Source organism: Microbacterium sp. NPDC055683 (assembly GCF_053617895.1).
This window is the reverse complement of sequence record NZ_JBSHGQ010000001.1, coordinates 96,210-113,422: the sequence shown is the minus strand read 5'-3', so window position 1 is coordinate 113,422 and position 17,213 is coordinate 96,210. Positions and strand designations below refer to the sequence as shown.

Sequence of the window (17,213 nt, the reverse complement as noted above, 5' to 3'; positions counted from 1 at the left end):
GGTGCGATCAGGCGACGCCGGCGAAGCCCGGCGAGTACCAGTCCCCGGCGGGGACCTCGATGACGTGCAGCAGGAGGTTCTGGCGCGGGATGCCGATCGCCTCCAGCTCGTCGGCGATCGCGACGAGCGCGGCGTGCTTCGTGGCCGTCGACGCGTACCCGATGCCGGCGAGGATCTCGATGAAGATGATGTCGTCGCGGTCGGGCTCGGGGTACGCGCGCCCGAAGACGAGCTCTCCCTGCTCGTGGAGCCGGAAGATGTGGAACAGGTCGGTCTCGGGCATGTCGAAGCCCCGGACCATCCCCGCGAGCAGCGCGCGGCTCAGCTCGGGGAGGCGGTCTCGGTAGGCGGCGTGCAGATCGACGCGTGCGTGCGGCATGGTGTGACTCCTTCGTGACGGTGCTGCGGCCCGTTCCCGGGCAGGGGGTTTCGCCCGCCCGCCGATCGACGGGACGGGACGCTCGGGGATGCTCAGGCGGCGTCGATCCAGTGCTCGGCGGCGGGGAGGAGGTCGTCGACGGCCGACCAGAGGTCGTCGGGAAGGCGCCGGCGCGCGGCGTCGAGCGTCCACTCGACGCGCTCGGGCCGGCTCATGCCGACCAGCGTGCAGTCGACGAGGGGGTCGCGCAGCGACGCCTGCAGGGCGATGACGCCCGGCTCGACCCCGTATCGGTCGGCGAGATCGGCGAGCGTTTCTGCTGCGGCGAGCACGGCGTCCGACGCCGGCCGGTAGGCGTAGGTCTTCTTCGCGCCGCGCGGGGCGGCGAGGATCCCGCCGCCGAAGACGGCGGCGTTGAAGACGGCCATCCCCCTCGCCCGCGCGTCGACGACGAGGCTCTCCGCGCTGCGGTCGACGATCGTCAGGCGGTTGTGGACGAGCAGGGCGTCGAAGACGCCGAGATCGACGTACCGGCGGATGGTCGGAGCGTGCCCGCCCGCGACGCCGATCGCCCCGACGCGCCCCTCGTCGCGCAGGCGCACGAGCGCGTCCACCGCACCGCCGCGACCGGCGAGGTCGTCGAATGCGAAGAACTCGGGATCGTGCAGATGCACGAGCGGCAGATGGTCGACGCCGAGCCGCTGCATGCTCTCGGCGACCGACCACCGCACGCGGTCGCCGGAGTAGTCGCGCCCGCGGGCGTCGACCTTCGTGACGACGAGCGTGCCGGAGGGACGGCCGCCCCGCGCGAGCGCCGCGCCGATCCGACGCTCGCTCTCGCCGTCGTTGTAGTTGTTGGACGTGTCGATGATGCCGATGGGGCTCCGCAGGACGGCGTCGACGAGGTCGAGCGCGCGTTCGGCGGGGACGGCGTAGCCGAGCACCTCGGGCATGCTGGCGAGCGGCGCGCCGCCGAGCCCGATGGCCGTCACGGGGAGCTGGATCCGCCCGATGGTGCGGTGCCAGGCGGCGCCCTCGGGGGCGTATGGCAGGGCGTCGAGGTCGGTCTGGGTCATGGATCTCTCCTTCTTCGTCGAGGGATCAGAGGGACGGCGTGCGCAGACGGGCGGCGCCGCCGAGGCGCTCGTGGATCACGAGGGTCGCTGCGCCGAGCGCGGAGGCGTGCCTGCCCGATCCGGACAGCGCCACCTCCGTGCGGTGCACGCTGCGGACGAACGCGCGCCGGTCGAGCTCGTCGGCGATCGCGTCACGGAAGATGCCGCCGACGTGGTCGAGCGCAGGGCCGGTGATGACGATGCGCTCGAGGTCGAGGATGTTCGTCAGCGAGATGAGCGCCTTGCCGAGGATGCGGGCGGCGGCGTCGATCGGCGCGGTCGCCGCCGGATCGCCCGACGCCGCCGCCCGCGCGATCACGCCGTAGTCGTCCCAGATGGCGGATGGCGTGCCCGCGAGCCCCAGCCGCGCGGTCAGCTCGTCGTCGGCGAGGACGGTGCGCACGATCGTCGGCGTCGAGGCGAGGCTCTGCAGGCACCCCCGGTTGCCGCATGCGCACTCGGGACCGTCGAGGTCGAGGACCATGTGGCCGATCTCGCCCACGTTCGACGAGGCGCCCCGGTAGACGTCGCCGCGGGTCACGAGCCCGAATCCGATGCCGTTCGCGACGTTCACGACGCCGAAGTCGCTGCTCGCGGGCGCGCGGCTGGCCCAGTACTCCCCGATCGCGGCGCAGGTGGAGTCGTTCTCGATCGACACCTCCCTCCCCGTCGCGTCGGCGAGCTCGTGCTGGATGGCGCGCCAGTCCCATTCGTGACGATCGAACGGGTTGCTCGCGGAGGCGTAGTCGCTGATCTCCTGCCGCCCGGGCGTCGCGACGCCGACTCCGAGGACCGTCGCGGGATCGACGGGAGACGAGGCGATGAGAGCGTCGATGCTCATCGCCGCCTGCGGGATGAGCTCGGCGCGCGTCAGGTGGAAGAGGCCGGGCGATTCGGCCGAGGCGATCACGGCGCCCGAGAGATCCGTCAGGACGTACTCCACGCGCGCGTCGCTGAGGAGCATCCCGACCGCGTGCCGGGCCCCCTTGTTGAGCTGCAGCAGCGTCGGCCGCTTCCCTCCCGTCGACTCGCCGCGGCCGGTCTCGAGGATGACGCCCTCGCCGAGCAGCTGCTTCACGATCCGGGAGATCGACGCCTCGGTGAGCCCCGATCGCGCCGCCAGATCGACGCGGCTGATGGTCCCGCCCGAGCGGATGAGATCGAGCACGGTGCCGCTGTTGTTGGGCCCCGCGGTCGTCGTCGCACGTCCTTGTGTCACGGTTGCCTCCTCACTTACTTACTCACTGTATCTAAGTTGACGATTTCGTGCTAGCTTTCCGAATCAGCCGCTCCCGGCGGCGCCCCGATCACTCGATGAAGAGGAGACGACCCGACCATGAACATCCCCCGCGACCCGAAGCGTGGAGTCCTCCGCACCGCCCTCGCCGGCGGGGCCGCAGCCGCGATCGCCGTCGGACTGTCCGCGTGCGGCGGCACCTCGTCCGAGCCGACCGGATCCGCCGAATCCGGCTCCATCACCTGGTGGGGCTGGACGCCCGACACGAGCGTCGGCGAGGCCTACATCGCCGAGTTCAACAAGGTGTACCCCGACATCGAGGTCACGTACAAGAACTACGAGAACGGCGACTACACCGGCGCCCTGCGCGCCGCCCTCAGCTCGAACTCCGGCCCCGACGTCTACGACATGGCGCTGGGAGGGAACAACGGCGCCTTCCGCGACTTCGGCGATTTCGCGCTCGACCTCCGCCCCGCGCTCGAGGAGCAGCTCGGCGACGACTGGGAGGACGCGTTCACCTTCTCCCACGACGGATTCACCCGCGATGACGACTCCATCGCCGCCGTGTCGATGGGCGGCGTCGGCGCGGGCATGCTGTGGATCAACCAGGACCTCTTCGACGAGGTCGGCGTCGCTCCCCCGACCACGTACGACGAGTGGGTCGCCGTCTGCGACGCGTTCCGGGCCGCGGGGAAGCAGTGCATGGCGATGGGCGCCGTCGGCGTCAACGGGTTCACCGTCGAGACGTGGCGGACGATCGTCAGCTCGATCGCCCCCGGCGTCTGGATGGACGCCATCCGCGGCGACGTCTCCTGGAGCGACCCCGCCTTCCAGGAGGGCCTCGAGATCCTCGCGCGCATGCAGGACGACGGGATCATCCCCGCCGATGTCGTCGGCCTCACCCAGTACCCCGACGCCAACAACGCCTTCCTCAGCGAGGAGGCGGCGATGGTGCAGATGGGCACCTGGTACGCCCAGTACTCGCGCGCGGACAGCGCCCTGGCGTCGATGGAGGCGGCAGGAGTCGCGAACCCCTCGGCCTTCACGCAGCTGCCGATCGCCTTCCCCGACGTCGCCGGCGACGGGAACGTCCCCCAGATGTTCGGCGAGATGGACTACGGCCTCGCCGTCAACGCCCGCTCGGAGAACTCCGCCGCCGCGACGACCTTCGCGCTCTGGCTCACGGGCACCCAGGAGGGCGCCCAGACGATCGCCAACGCGATCGACCTCATCCCCGGCCTCACGGGCGTCGAGCCGCAGTGGGACGAGATCGGCCTCGTCGACCCCGACAGGCAGATCCCGGCCATCCAGGGGATCTACGCCCAGGCGGCGGAGATCACGGAGCCGCGGAACCAGCTCTCCACGCCTGCTCAGCTCGAGGCCCTGAACTCGGCCGCTGTGTCGGTCCTCGAGGGAAGCGTCTCGCCCGAGCAGGCGATCGACACCCTGACCGCCGCGCTCGGCGAGTGAGGAGCACGCCATGACCGACGCACTCACCCGCGAGAGAGAGGAGACCGCGATGTCGACCGAGACGCTCACGATCCCGACGGCCCGTCGACCACGGCGGCGCCGTCCGGCCCTCCGTGCGCCCGGCCTTCCCTGGATCATCCCCGCGCTCGTCGTCTCGAGCGGGATCGTCTACTTCTGCATCGGATACAACGGCTGGGTGTCGACACTCGACTGGAACGGCATCAGCCCCGACCCGGCCGGCGTCGGCCTCGACAACTTCGCCCGCGCGCTCTCCGACCCCATCTTCTGGGGGGCCATCCAGCACACCGTCGCCTACTTCGTCGTGACGTTCGCGGTGCAGACCGTGCTCGGGATCCTGTTCGCGGTGATGCTGCACTCGCGGGTCCGGATGGCGACCGCGTACAAGGTCGTCATCTTCGTCCCCGTCGTGCTCGCGCCGGCCATCATGGCCCCTGTCTTCCGCATCATGTTCGCCGGAGACGGGATGGTCAACGGCATCCTGGAGGCCGTCGGGCTGGGCGCCCTCGCCCAGCCGTGGCTCGCCCAGTCGAACACCGCGCTCGGCGTGCTCATGATCATGCAGATCTGGCAGTCCACCGGCATCTCGTTCATCCTCTACTTCTCGGCGATGAGCCAGATCGAGCCGGAGATCATCGAGGCGGCCAGGATCGACGGCGCAGGGAACCTGCGGATCATCTGGAGCATCATCGTCCCCGGTGTGAGAGGGACCATGGTCGCCCTCGCGATGCTGACCGCGATCGCCTCGCTCAAGCTGTTCGACATCCCCTACCTCGTCACGCTGGGCGGGCCGAACTACGCGACCGAGTTCCTCGGCACGTATATCTACCGTCTCGCCGTCCCGCTGGGCGAAGTCGGCTACGCGTCGGCGCTGTCGATCCTCCTCCTCGTGCTCGCACTGGCCATGGCGATCATCCTCAGCGTCCGCGGCGGAGAGAAGGAGAGGACCCGCTGATGCTCGAAGTGCGCACGCGGAAGGCGAGGATCGCGCTCCAGATCCTCCTCACCCTGATGGTGCTGCCGTTCCTGCTCCCGCTCGTCGCCATGGTGCAGGGATCGCTCGCAGGGCAGGGGTGGGGCAACTACGTCGCCGTCCTCTCCCTCCCGCAGCTGCCGCTGTTCTTCCGGAACAGCATCATCATCTGCGCTCTCACGATCGCGATCGTCTGGGCCTGCACGATGCTGGCGGCGTTCGGGTTCGCGAAGCTGCGCGTGCGGGGGAAGGAGTTCTACTTCTGGATGCTCCTGGCCGCGCTCACGCTGCCGGAGGTCGTGCTCATCACGCCGCTCTTCGTCACGGCGACGACGACGAACCTGTACAACACGTACTGGGCGGTCGTGCTACCGCTGGCGGCCCTCCAGATCCCCTTCACCGTGCTCATCACGCGGACGTTCGTCAACGGCATCCCCGACGCCCTCGTCGAGGCCGCCCGCATCGACGGGGCATCCACCTTCCAGGCGTTCCGGCACGTGATCCTGCCCCTCACACGGCCGATCGGCGCCGCGGTCGTCGTGCTCACGCTCATCAGCACGTGGAACTCGTACCTGCTGCCGCTCATCTTCCTCCAGGACGCGGACTACCAGGTCGTCACCCAGGTGCCGAGCTTCTTCCAGGGCCAGTTCACCGACGACCAGACAAAGGTGCTCGCCTCCGCCGTCATCACGGCGATCCCCGTGATCGTCGCCTACCTCTGCCTGCAGAAGCTGTTCGAACGCGGCCTCGCCGCAGGCGCCCTCAAGTGACCTCGAAAGGACACCCACCCATGGCACGCACGCTCTCCCCCGGTCAGATCTCCCGCATCCACGTCCTCGATGTCGCGACGGGCGACGACCGCATCGTCCATCAATCGGATCGCGTCCTGTACGAGGCACCGAACTGGACGCTCGACGGCGACGACCTCATCGTCAATGGAGACGGACACCTCTTCCGTCTCCCGGTCGCGGGCGGCGAGCCCGCGCGCATCGATCTCGGCGAGTTCCCTGAGCTCAACAACGACCACGTCCTCGACCCCGACGGCGAGCACGTGTTCGTGTCCGCCAACGACTGGCACATCTACCGTGCACCCCTCGTCGGCGGCCGCCCGACCCGCATCACGAACGACGACGGCAGGCTGCATTTCCTCCACGGCGTGAGCCCCGACGGCGCGGAGCTCGCCTACATCGGTATCCAGCAGGACGGCGAGGGCCGGTGGGGGGCGGGCAACGTCCGCCTCATCCCCTCATCCGGCGGCGAGGACGTCGCCTTCACCGACGACGAGCATCCCGACGACGGATCGGAGTACTCCCCCGACGGCCAGTGGATCTACTTCAACTCCGAGCGCGGGTCGGAGCGCCCGGGTCACGCGCAGCTCTTCCGCGCCCGGCGCGACGGCTCCGGGGTCGAGCAGCTCACGTTCGACGAGCGGGTGAACTGGTTCCCGCACGTGTCGCCGGACGGCGAGCGCATCGCGTACATCAGCTTCCCTCCGGGCACCGAGGGGCACCCGGCCGATCTTCCCGTCATCCTCCGCATCTGCGGCATCGCGGGCGGCGACGAGCGCGATCTCGTGCACCTGCACGGCGGACAGGGCACGATCAACGTCCCCAGCTGGTCCCCCGACAGCACGCACATCGCGTATGTCGACTACCCGGTCGTCGAGGGCGCGCGGGGATGATCCGAGCCGGGATCCTCGGCGCCGCGGGCATCGCCCCGCAGGCGTTCGTGCGGCCCGCGCGGCGACGCGACGACATCGAGATCGTCGCCGTCGCCGCGCGGCACGGATCCGCGGCCGAGCGCTTCGCGGCGCGCTGGCGGATCCCCCGCGCTCTCGCGGGTTACGAGGCGCTCCTCAGCGCGGACGACATCGACCTCGTCTACATCGCGCTCCCGCCGTCCGAGCACGCGAGATGGACGACGGCCGCGCTGGAGGCGGGCAAGGACGTGCTCTGCGAGAAGCCCATCGCGATGGATGCCCGCGAGGCCGCGCGCGTCGCCGAGGTCGCGGAGGCGACCGGACGGATCGTGATCGAGGCCTTCCACGACCACTACCACCCCCTCCTCGCCGCCCTGCGCGAGATCATCGCTGCGGGGCGCATCGGGCGGGTCCGGCACCTCGACGCGTCGTTCACGGCCGACAACCCCTTCGCCGCGGACTCCATCCGCCACGTGCCGGAGCTGGGCGGCGGCGCGCTCATGGACCTCGGCTGCTACCCGGTGCACTGGATCCGCACGCTGGGGGGCGGCGAGCCGCGCGTGGACACGGCGCGCCACACGGCGAACCCGCTCGGTGCCGACCTCGCCATCGATGCGCGTCTCGTCCTGCCCGACGGCGCCACGGCGGATCTGCACGCGAGCATGGCGCCCGGCAGCCCCTTCTCCGCTCCCGTCGAGATCATCGGCTCGCGCGGGCGGATCGCCGTCGACAACCTCGTCCTCCCCCACCTCGGGCACTCGCTCGTGCTGGAGACCGACGCGGCCGAGTACCGTCGCACCGTCGCAGGAGACGAGACGTACGATCACGAGCTCGATGCCGTCGTGGCGGCCATCCGCAGCCGTCGCGACGCGGCGACCGGCCCGGCCGACTTCGTCGCCAACATGCGCGTCATCGACGACATCTACCGGTGCGCGGGCGTGCGCCGGCCGCAGGCCCTCGAGGAGGCGCGATGAGCACCCGCGTCCCGCTCTTCGACGGGCGCACCCTCGACGGGTGGTCGGCCGTTCCACGCACCTACGGGACCGTCTCCCCGGGCGGGCCGTCCGTGCTCGACCGCCTTCCCGATCTCCCCCGGGACTACAACGCGCTCGCAGCGGACCGCGCCGCCGTGTGGAGCGTCGAGGACGGAGCGATCGTCGGCCGCCAGTCCGTGCCGGGCTGGGGAGGCTACCTCGTGTCGGAGCGTACGTTCGGCGACTTCGAGCTCGAGCTCGAGATGCGGCCGGACTGGCCCGCCGACACGGGGGTCATGATCCGGCGGCGGCGCGACACGTGGGAGGGGCTGCAGGTGCTCGTCGACCATCGCCGCTCCGGGTCGATCGGCGGGTTCTACGGCAACGGCATCGGCGGATTCCACGGCGTGCCCTTCGCCATCGACGCGCGGCTCGACGAGCACGGCCGCCCCGTGGGGCTCGTCGAAGACGACCCGGCGCACTCCCGCGAGCCGATCACGCCGGAGAAGCGCGCGATGCTCGCCCGGGCGGGAACGGTGGACGACTTCCTCCGCTCCTGGCGGTGGGACGACTGGAACCGTCTCCGGATCCGGTGCACGGGCGCACGTCCCGTCGTCACCACCTGGGTCAACGACGTGCTCGTCGCCGAGATCGACACGGCCTCGTTCGCGTATCCCGGCTACGACCCGGACGCGGTGTGGGATCGGCTCGGCGCCCGCGGGCACATCGCCTTCGAGGTGCACGACAACGACCCCGGCATGGGCGCGGAGCGCTGGGGAGAGGGAGCAGCCTGCCGCTGGCGGAACATCCGCATCGAGGAGCTCTAGGCTCCCTGGGCGCCCTGACGAGAAGGGGGACATCGCCACGTGGATCGCCGGCTCGGGTCGGCCGCGCCCTCGTGCAGCGGGAGACGACCCCGCGGGAGCCGGCTCCGTCACCGCGCGCGTGACAGGATGGCGGGATGAGCCGTGACGAGTCCGACGCGTCGCAGGCACCCGCGGGGCGTCGTCTTCCGACGATGCGCGACCTCGCCGCTCACGTGGGCGTCTCGCGTCAGCTCGTCTCCCTCGTGATGCGGGGGGCGCCCGGCCCGAGCGACGAGTCGCGCCGGCGCATCCTCGAGGCCGCGGAGCAGATCGGATACCGGCCAAACGCGTCCGCGAGGCTGCTGCGGCAGAGCCGCACCCGGCTCATCGGGGTGCATCTGCAGATCGAGAACCCCTTCCAGGCGCGGTTCGTCGAGCGGCTGTTCCTGCGCGCCGCCGAGCACGGCTACCGGCTCGTCCTCGGTCCCCTCACGGTAGACCGCCCGACCGAGACCGTCGTGGCGGAGCTCATCGAGGACCGGGTGGAGGCGCTCATCGCGTTCAACCCGACCGAGGGCTCCCCCGCGCTCGAATCCGCGATGCGGATGATGCCGGTCGTGTGGCTCGGCGAGTGGACGGATGCGGCGGTCGACAACGTGCACGTCGACGAGCGGGAGGGCCTCCGTCTCGCCGTCGGGCACCTCGCGGACCTCGGCCACGCCCGGATCGCGTATGCGGGCGGCCTCGGCGGCCGCGTCGGGGCGGATCGCGCCGACGCCTACCGGCAGGCCATGGACGGCGCGGGGCTCGCCCCCGACGTCGTCGAGACCGGATTCGCCGAGGAGGACGGCGCCGCCGCCGCGCGCGCGCTGCTCGCGCGCGACCGGCTCCCGACGGCCCTCGTCTGCGCCGGCGACCAGTCGGCCGCCGGCGCGCTCGCCGTGCTCGCCCGCGCCGGCGTCGACGTGCCCGCCGGGATCTCGGTCGTCGGGTTCGATGACAGCTCGGTCGCCGAGCTGTCGTACCACCGGCTGACGACGGTCCATCAGGATGTCGACGAGACCGTCGCCGCGGCCCTGGGCGCCGTGCTCGCGCGGCTGGACGACCCCGACCGCGCGCCGCAGCGCGCGGCGACGACGGCCGCGCTCGTCGTGCGCGACACGACGGCGCCTCCGCGCGTCGGCGCGTGACGCGCGCGGGCGCCGGTCAGCCGTCCGCGAGCGGGTAGTCCACGAAGGCGAACCCCGATCCGTCCGGCGCCCAGCTCGGCACGTTGATCGTCCCCTGGCCGCCGTGCAGGCGCACGATCGTGCGCGGGCGCGCCCAGTCGCCGCCCTCCACGAGCCGGAGCTCGACGGGGAGATCGGCGGGATGGCCGGTCGTGCCGGGCGGGAAGCTGAGGTACACGACGAGGTCGCCCGTCGGCGCGGCGTGCGGGAACCAGTTGACGCGCTCGTCGTGCGTGAGCTGCTCGAGCTCGCTGCCGTCGTCGCGCACCCGCGCGATCTGCGCATGGCCGGCGACGTCGCCGAACTGCTCGGTGTTGAACAGGATCCACGCGCCGTCCGGCGTCCACGCGCAGCCGTCGGCGGGCCCGGGATGGGTCGTGACGGCGCGGTCGTCGCCTCCCTCGGCCGCCATCGTGCGGATGGTCGCGGAGGCCCACCAGTCGTCGCCGTCGGGCTGCAGCCGGACGTACGCCAGCCGCGAGCCGTCGGGATGCACGCCGTGCAGGAAGTGCAGGGCGCCGTCGTCGGCCGTGAGCCGCCTCGCGTGTCCGCCCTCGAGGGGGAGCGCCCAGATGTGCCAGTCGTTCGCGGATGCGTAGACGGTGGCCCCGTCGGGCGAGAGGACGTGGTCGTTGTTGACGGCGGGCAGGTCCGGCGCGTCGATCGCGACCGGGGGCGCACCGCCAACCGCCGGGAGCAGCCACAGTCGGCCGTCGCCGTTGACGAGCAGGCGCCCGTCGGGGGTCCAGTTCGGCGCCTCGAAGAGGACGTCGGCCGTCTCGTGCACGGTCCGGATGGTCCCGTCCCGCTCCCAGACGCGGATGCGCGCGGTCTGCCCCGGCGCGAGCCGCCGGGCCGGGGGCTGCTCGTCGCTCAAGTCGCCTCCTCCTCGGACAGGTGGGCGCGGATGCCCTCGACCACGAGGTCGTGGTCCTCCTGCGACGACAGGCCCGACGCGGTCGCGACGGCGACGAGGCCGGCGCCGCGCACGCGGAGGGGGAAGGCGCCCGCCGTGATGGCGTACTCGTGCCCGAGCCAGCCGATTGACGAGGGGTCGAAGCCGTCGAACCGCGCCTCCACGAGCGCTCCGCTCGCCTCCATCCGCTGCACGAGCGCGGCCTTCCTCGCGATCCAGTGCTCCTGGTCGGCGGTGATGCCGTCGAAGGCGGCGCGGTAGAGGATGAGGCCGGGACGGCGGATGTCGATGGCGACGCGCAGCCCGCGCACCTCGGCGATGCGGGCGATGCGGGAGCCGAGCCGGTAGGCGGCGGCGTTGTCGAACGCGGGGAGGACGAGCTCGCGCTCCTGCTGCTCCAGCAGGGCGATGCGCTCGGCGCCGCTCATGCGGACGGCTCCCGCTCTGCGACGGGGGCGACGCCGAGCTGCCTGCGGGCCTCGTCGGCCGTCCGGTAGATCGAGACGAGCTCGGCGTGCGTGTGCACGGGCGACTCGCGCCTGCCCTCCGCCGCGTACCCCGCGAAGGCGGTCGCCTGCCACGACAGCGCATCGAATCCGCGCAGCGGCGTCGGGTCGCTCCAGTCGACCGGCGCCGCGAAGTGGTCGGTCGACGCCAGGCGGAACGTCGTGGGGTTGTAGAACGGTGCGCCGAACGTGACGGTCGCCTCTGACCCGGCGATCGATGCGGTCGTGTGCGTCTTCGCGACGATCGAGGTCGTCACGACCGCCTGCGCGTCGCCCGGATGGTCGAGCACGAGCGTCGCGTAGGCGTCGACGCCTGTGGGAGTGAGGCCGCCGAGCGCCGTGACGCGCTCGGGAGCGCCCAGTGCCTGCGAGGCGAACTGCAGGGCGTAGATGCCGAGGTCGAGGAGCGCGCCGCCGCCCTTCTCGGGGCGGTGCAGGCGGTGCGCCGGGTCGGCGGGGATGGCCTGGCCGTGGTCCGCCGTGACCGATCGCACGTCGCCGAGCACGCCGTCGGCGAGCAGCCGGCGGAGCACGGAGGCCTGCGGGAGGTAGCGGCTCCACATCGCCTCCATGACGAGCACGCCCGCGGCGTCGGCGGCGACGACGAGGCGCTCGACCTCGGCCGCGCTCGTGGCGATCGGCTTCTCGATGAGCACGTGCTTGCCCGAGGCGATCGCCCGCAGGCCGATCGCCTCGTGGTCGCTGGGCGGCGTGGCGATGTAGACGACGTCGACGAGCGGATGCCCGAGGAGCGCGTCGACGGAGCCGACCGGGTGCGCGATGCCGTGCGCCGCGGCGAAGGCGTCGGCGCGCTCCTGCGACCTCGATCCCACCGCGACCACGCGCTGGGCGGTGTGGGCGTGCAGCGCGTCGGCGAACGCTCCGGCGATCCAGCCGGGGCCGACGATGCCCCAGCGCAGGGAGGGCTCGTCTCCGCCGGGGAGGAGCAGCTCCGGCTGGGGCAGGACGGGTGGGAGCATCGGATCTCCTTCAGACGACGTTGACCGATCGAGTTGGCACGAGCTATGTTGGCTCGTGCATCCAGGTTAGCACGAGCCAAATCGTGTCGGCCGGGTGACCCGACTCAAGGAGGCGTCGATGTCGACGAATGTTCCCGCCCATCCGTACACGACGGCGGTGCCGAGCAGGCCGCTCAGCCGCTGGTACATCCCCGCGCTGGGGCTGGCCCAGTTCGGCATCTTCGTGGCGATCCTGTCGCCCGTGATCGTGAGCATGCAGCTGAAGGCCCAGCAGCTGGATCCCGACGATCCCGCCTCCCTCATCGGCGTGGTGCTGCCCATCGGCGCACTCGGCGCCCTGATCGGCAATCCCGTGTTCGGCGCCCTGAGCGACCGCACGCGCACCCGCTGGGGACGCAGGCGGCCCTGGCTGCTGGGCGGGATCGTCGCCCTCGCGCTCGGCCTCGTGCTCGTCTCCCTCTCCACCGACGTCGTGACGCTCACCCTGTCGTGGCTGCTCTGCCAGCTCGCGTCCAACGCGGCCTCCGCCGCGCTCATCGCGAGCTTCGCCGACAACGTCCCCGTCGAGCAGCGCGGACGCGCGTCGAGCACGCTCGCGCTGGCGCAGAACGTGTCGATCCTGGCCGGCGTCTACGGCGCCGTGCTACTCGTCGACAACCTGCCCGTGCTCTTCATGGTCCCCGGGCTGATCGGCGTCGCGCTCGTCGTCGTGTACGTGCTGGCCACCCCCGACGTGCTGCCGGAGACCGCGCCGCGTCCCTTCTCGCTGCCGCAGATCCTCGGGACGTTCTGGACGAACCCGCTGCGGCACCCCGACTTCGGGTTCGCCTGGTGGTCGCGCTTCCTCATCACGTTCGCGAACTTCATGTTCACGACCTACCGGCTGCTCTACATGCAGGACCACGTGGGCCTCAGCAGTCAGGAGGCGGTCGGCGCGATCGCCACGGGGGTGCTGCTCTATACGATCGCCCTCATGGCGGCGGCGGCCGTTGCGGGATGGCTGAGCGACCGGCTCGGCCGCCGCAAGATCTTCGTCGGCGGATCGACGGCGCTGCTGGGCGTCGGGTTCGTCATCCTCGCGCTCGGAGACACGGTCGCCGTCTTCTACGTCGCCGAGATCGTGCTCGGGTTCGCCTACGGCGTCTACGCCGCCGTCGACACCGCGCTCGTCGTCGACGTGCTGCCCGATCCCGACAAGCCCGGCAAGGATCTCGGCGTCATCAACGTCGCCAACTCGCTGCCGCAGTCGCTCGCCCCCGCGGCGGGGCTCGTCCTGCTGGGGGTCGGGGGCGGCACCGACAACTACATCGCCCTGCTCGTCGGCGCGAGCGTCGTCGCGCTCATCGGCGCGCTCGTCGTCATCCCGATCAAGAAGGTCCGCTGACCCGTGCGGCCGGGCCCCGCCCGGCCGCACGCGGGGGCTCCTCCGTCTCATCCGCCCCGCATCCGGGGACCAATCGCGACCGATCCGTCCCTCCATGGCAACGGACTCGGAACCGAGCTCCTGGAACGCGGCTCAGTGCCGCTATGCCGCTTAAGCGCGCCGTCGGATCGGCTGGTGCGCGCAGACCGCCTTGCCCTTCTATCCACGGAGCGCGAACTCAAGAGTGATCGAGACCTACTGGTCGATGTCGAAGGCGGTCAGCACTCGTACGGCGCAGCGCCGACCAGTTCGACCCTGATCCAGGCCTAAACCTCGCACGGCGTGACGAACCGATCCGCTCCCGACGGCGCCACGGATCAGGTGTCCCCTATCCGTGCAGCAGAGCCCAGGAAACGTGCGTCGTCTTACGCAAGCAGGAAGTGCATCACGCCGGCGCGTTCGACCGTATCCTCCGTCGAAGGAGGCACATCATGACCAGATCCGACCACGCCCCGATCACCGCGCTCTCCCCAGACTCACCCGAGGGCATGTATCAAATCTCCACCTTGAGCGGGGCGAAGTACCTTCTCGAGATTCACGAGGATTCGGCGAACCTGCGGCGGTTCGCGGCTTCGGGCTCTCACGAAGTCGATATCCAGACCGTCCAGCTCATCACGTTCGATGTCGAGGTGGGGGAACGCGCAACTTTCGTGTTCTTCAAGACGTCTCTGAGAATTCGCGTCGGGACGTACGGCGGGACATGGCGATGGAGCACCGCAGTTCAGAAGATAGAACGAACGTCAGAGTTACCAATCAACTGAACCCCGTGCGCCGACCCCATGCGCCGCACGGCTGCTGGCCACACTCAGACCGCACGCCACGGCTGTGAACTGAGGTGATCGAGTACGGCCTTCGAGTCGGTCACGAGCCTCGCGAGTCCGAGCACCATCGAGGGAAAGGTCGTCGGAGAATTCAGGAACGACTCTTCGTCGATCCGGAAGTGAAAACGTTCCCTCAACGGTCGCGGCAAGTCAGCTGCCACCTCAGCAGCAACGGAACGGGCCGTCTCGGGGAGCAACGACTGCTCCTGCCTCTCCGGTCGCATCCACTTAGCGAGGGGGCCAGTGGGAGGAGCTGGCCGCTTCGACGCACCTTCTAGGAGCCGCTCCGTAGCACTCATGATCCACTCCGCATCTCCCTGAACTGACAACGGCACAGCGATCTTCTGCACCGCGGAGATCGCGTCGACGCCGATCGCGAGAGAGATGCTCGACGCGTCCTCATGGACGTTCACGTAGCGGAAAACGTTGACGCCGGGGCCACACACGTCGGAGAGCTGCGCATCGCCGTCGGAGTCCGTAGGTTCCACATGCACGCCGGGCTCGATGACGCAGTCGCGGCGCAGCCGCACACGATAGAGAAAGAACTGATCGAATGCGCTTCCCTGCCGGTGGATACGCCTGAACATGTTCTCGATCGCCGCCTCATACGTGCCGACGTGGAGCGCCTTGGACATCTGCTTCTCCGCCCACCGCTCAAGCCCGCGCGGCGGGAGCATTCGCTCCATGCGCCGTTTGGTCTCGCCCGTCAAGTCCGCGAGCGGGTCGAACGATCGGTTCGGCCAGTTAGCGTGCGTCGACGAGTGGTACCAGTAGAGCTCCCGCACGGCGTCGCCATCGCGGGATGGGTCGTTCGGCTCGGCATGGAATCGTGGACGGTCCTCCCCTTGGCAATCGGTTCCGCAGCTCGGACACGCTTCCAGCGCCTGGCTGAACAACTCGAGCCACTCGGCTGTCGGGTTCCATTCGTGTTCGCAAGCGCCGCAGCGCAGCTGCCTGAGGCGCTCGAAGTCAACTACTCTCTCGACCACTCGCATAGCATCGCATCCGCCACAGACGTGAGCACACCGATCACCACGCTCCGCCCGGCGGAAGCCCTCAGCTTGCGTCAACGAGCGACGCACGTCGTACGCCGATAGGCTCCCGCCATGAAGCTGCCCCAGCGACGACGGCCGTACTCAGAGCGGGTCGGGCTCGTATCGCCACCCCAGTTCGCGCGACAGTTCCGCGAGCTAAGCCACGAAACGCGCATCGCGCTGTGGAACGTGATCTACTCCGAGTACACCGATCTCCAGCGCGGCTGGACGCGCACCCTCGCGGAGGATGCCGCCAGAACTCTCCACGTTGAGAGGTACGCGGGTGCCGTCGATGAGCAGCGCCATGACTATGAGAGAAAGGTGCTCACCCAGCTGAAGAGCGACATCGTGGACGGCGACGCGATCACGGCACTCGAGGCGCTCGAGGACGCGTACCACGCGTTACACGGCGCCAGGGATCCGATCGGAAACGCGCCGCCCACCTGGTCATCAGAAGCAGTGAACCCCATCACCGGGGCGGACTTCATCCAAGGGCTCGAGCAGCGCATTAACGAAGTGCTTGCCCGCTTCTACGTCGACCACCGCATGCGAGGTGGATACGTAACCGACATAGGCCAGGGATTCGAGGCGGACACTGTCGACGACGCAATCTCCGAAGGCCCGTTCGAGGTTGCCCGACAGCACCTCGCTGCAGCGCTTCACTCACTGACCGATGAAACCGAGTCGAACAAGCTGGACTCGGCACGCGAGGCAATCCACGCCGTCGAATCGGCCGCCAGAGTCGCCACCGGCGAGCGAACGCTCGGCAAGGCGCTCAAACACCTGCAGCGAACGGACTCCGTCCTCTATCACCCTGCGCTCGTCGACGGATGGGACAAGATCTACGGCTGGACATCGGATGCAGGCGGACTCCGGCACGGTGACGAAGTGCTCACCAACGTCCCGTACAAGCTGGCGCGATGGCTCGTCGTCAGCGCAGCGGCTTTCCTCACTTACCTCGAGGCAGACGGATCTGCCTCGGATAGAGAGAAGTCGAGCGCCTAACTCGAGCCAACCCGCACAGTTTCCCAGCTCTGGACGCCGCATCCGCACTATCAGCTCGAATAACAGCATGACGACTTGTTGACCCGTCGCCACCAGTTCGAGCAAACATCTATCGACTGAGACACCTGGACCCGAACCAAGCACACCTGACCCAGAATAAGAGTCGAAGCCCTAGCACGCCTTATGGGCGCCGCTGATTTCGTGCGGATCCATGCCACAGCAGACAAACCATTCTGACCGATGCCGACACCGATTGACCTCCGGAAACTGTCGTCATGGCAAGGCGACTAACTTTCACGCGCAGCCGGATATTGAGATTAACGCCAGGGCACAGACCTCCCAGCGTCCGCCTACGCTACGGCGAGGCGACCGGGTACGCACACGGCCTTACCGACTGCTCGCAACATCAGCTCGCGCCTACCCGAGCCATGTGAGCTGCCAGCCCGACTTCGAGGCTTGTGTAAGCGACTCAATGGGCGCTGGGCTTGGACCCATAACCCTGGTGCCGCGCCCTCGCGTTGACTCAGCCGGCGCCGCGAGTCAAGGCGAGGCGGGACTCAACTCACGCGCCGGCGCGATTGGGCCGCATTGCTCCGGTCATCCTCGCCACGTCGACGGCGCCGGGCCG

The 17,213-nt window shown here is 69.9% G+C and carries 17 protein-coding genes; 10 read left to right on the top strand and 7 right to left on the bottom strand.

All coding sequences use genetic code 11. From position 1 onward, the window contains the following. Nucleotides 1–7: 7 nt before the first annotated feature. The 3 genes from ACWGPF_RS00485 to ACWGPF_RS00475 form a co-directional block, all read right to left on the bottom strand. Nucleotides 8–379 (bottom strand): tautomerase family protein, encoded by a 372-nt coding sequence (locus ACWGPF_RS00485; RefSeq protein ID WP_452330944.1) that lies wholly within the window; start codon nucleotides 377–379, stop codon nucleotides 8–10. A 92-nt stretch (nucleotides 380–471) separates the two neighbouring features. After that, nucleotides 472–1,455: an aldo/keto reductase gene (locus ACWGPF_RS00480; RefSeq protein WP_452330943.1), complete on the bottom strand. Its 984-nt coding sequence runs from the start codon at nucleotides 1,453–1,455 to the stop codon at nucleotides 472–474. Nucleotides 1,456–1,480: 25 nt separating this feature from the next. Beyond that, a complete protein-coding gene (locus tag ACWGPF_RS00475) occupies nucleotides 1,481–2,713 on the bottom strand; it encodes an ROK family transcriptional regulator (protein ID WP_452330942.1) in 1,233 nt (410 codons plus the stop codon). 117 nt (nucleotides 2,714–2,830) lie between these two features. Here ACWGPF_RS00475 and ACWGPF_RS00470 point away from each other — a divergent pair, with 117 nt between their 5' ends. From ACWGPF_RS00470 to ACWGPF_RS00440, 7 genes are all read left to right on the top strand, one after another. After that, a complete protein-coding gene (locus ACWGPF_RS00470) occupies nucleotides 2,831–4,201 on the top strand; it encodes an ABC transporter substrate-binding protein (protein ID WP_452330941.1) in 1,371 nt (456 codons plus the stop codon). A 10-nt stretch (nucleotides 4,202–4,211) separates the two neighbouring features. Then, the gene (locus ACWGPF_RS00465) at nucleotides 4,212–5,174 is read left to right on the top strand and encodes a carbohydrate ABC transporter permease (protein WP_452330940.1); all 963 of its coding nucleotides are present in this window, start codon (nucleotides 4,212–4,214) and stop codon (nucleotides 5,172–5,174) included. Then, the gene (locus tag ACWGPF_RS00460; RefSeq protein WP_452330939.1) at nucleotides 5,174–5,962 is read left to right on the top strand and encodes a carbohydrate ABC transporter permease; all 789 of its coding nucleotides are present in this window, start codon (nucleotides 5,174–5,176) and stop codon (nucleotides 5,960–5,962) included. The genes ACWGPF_RS00465 and ACWGPF_RS00460 overlap by 1 nt, the downstream gene beginning before the upstream one ends. 20 nt (nucleotides 5,963–5,982) lie before the next feature. Further along, nucleotides 5,983–6,873 (top strand): TolB family protein, encoded by an 891-nt coding sequence (locus ACWGPF_RS00455; protein WP_452330938.1) that lies wholly within the window; start codon nucleotides 5,983–5,985, stop codon nucleotides 6,871–6,873. Next, entirely contained in the window at nucleotides 6,870–7,865 is a 996-nt protein-coding gene (locus tag ACWGPF_RS00450; RefSeq protein WP_452330937.1) for a Gfo/Idh/MocA family protein, read from the top strand. Before ACWGPF_RS00455 ends, ACWGPF_RS00450 begins: the two co-directional genes overlap by 4 nt. Continuing rightward, on the top strand, nucleotides 7,862–8,692 hold the full coding sequence (locus tag ACWGPF_RS00445) for a 3-keto-disaccharide hydrolase (RefSeq protein WP_452330936.1): 831 nt from the start codon (nucleotides 7,862–7,864) through the stop codon (nucleotides 8,690–8,692). The genes ACWGPF_RS00450 and ACWGPF_RS00445 overlap by 4 nt, the downstream gene beginning before the upstream one ends. 134 nt (nucleotides 8,693–8,826) lie before the next feature. After that, entirely contained in the window at nucleotides 8,827–9,861 is a 1,035-nt protein-coding gene (locus ACWGPF_RS00440) for a LacI family DNA-binding transcriptional regulator (protein WP_452330935.1), read from the top strand. Between the two features lie 16 nt (nucleotides 9,862–9,877). Here ACWGPF_RS00440 and ACWGPF_RS00435 read toward each other — a convergent pair whose 3' ends face one another. From ACWGPF_RS00435 to ACWGPF_RS00425, 3 genes are read right to left on the bottom strand one after another with little or no spacing between them, the layout of a single operon-like run. Further along, a complete protein-coding gene (locus tag ACWGPF_RS00435) occupies nucleotides 9,878–10,777 on the bottom strand; it encodes a TolB family protein (RefSeq protein WP_452330934.1) in 900 nt (299 codons plus the stop codon). Then, a complete protein-coding gene (locus tag ACWGPF_RS00430; RefSeq protein ID WP_452330933.1) occupies nucleotides 10,774–11,244 on the bottom strand; it encodes a heme-degrading domain-containing protein in 471 nt (156 codons plus the stop codon). The genes ACWGPF_RS00435 and ACWGPF_RS00430 overlap by 4 nt, the downstream gene beginning before the upstream one ends. Further along, nucleotides 11,241–12,302 carry a Gfo/Idh/MocA family protein gene (locus ACWGPF_RS00425; RefSeq protein WP_452330932.1) on the bottom strand — a complete coding sequence of 354 codons (1,062 nt, stop codon included), beginning with the start codon at nucleotides 12,300–12,302 and terminating at the stop codon, nucleotides 11,241–11,243. The genes ACWGPF_RS00430 and ACWGPF_RS00425 overlap by 4 nt, the downstream gene beginning before the upstream one ends. Nucleotides 12,303–12,396: 94 nt before the next feature. Here ACWGPF_RS00425 and ACWGPF_RS00420 point away from each other — a divergent pair, with 94 nt between their 5' ends. Beyond that, a complete protein-coding gene (locus ACWGPF_RS00420) occupies nucleotides 12,397–13,686 on the top strand; it encodes an MFS transporter (RefSeq protein WP_452330931.1) in 1,290 nt (429 codons plus the stop codon). Between the two features lie 470 nt (nucleotides 13,687–14,156). Further along, nucleotides 14,157–14,486, top strand: coding sequence for a hypothetical protein (locus ACWGPF_RS00415; RefSeq protein ID WP_452330930.1), 330 nt, complete (start codon nucleotides 14,157–14,159; stop codon nucleotides 14,484–14,486). A 44-nt stretch (nucleotides 14,487–14,530) separates the two neighbouring features. Here ACWGPF_RS00415 and ACWGPF_RS00410 read toward each other — a convergent pair whose 3' ends face one another. Next, entirely contained in the window at nucleotides 14,531–15,541 is a 1,011-nt protein-coding gene (locus ACWGPF_RS00410; RefSeq protein WP_452330929.1) for a hypothetical protein, read from the bottom strand. Between the two features lie 111 nt (nucleotides 15,542–15,652). On the opposite strand from ACWGPF_RS00410, the gene ACWGPF_RS00405 reads away from it, so the two are divergent. Beyond that, nucleotides 15,653–16,585: a hypothetical protein gene (locus ACWGPF_RS00405; protein WP_452330928.1), complete on the top strand. Its 933-nt coding sequence runs from the start codon at nucleotides 15,653–15,655 to the stop codon at nucleotides 16,583–16,585. Nucleotides 16,586–17,213 lie beyond the last annotated feature (628 nt).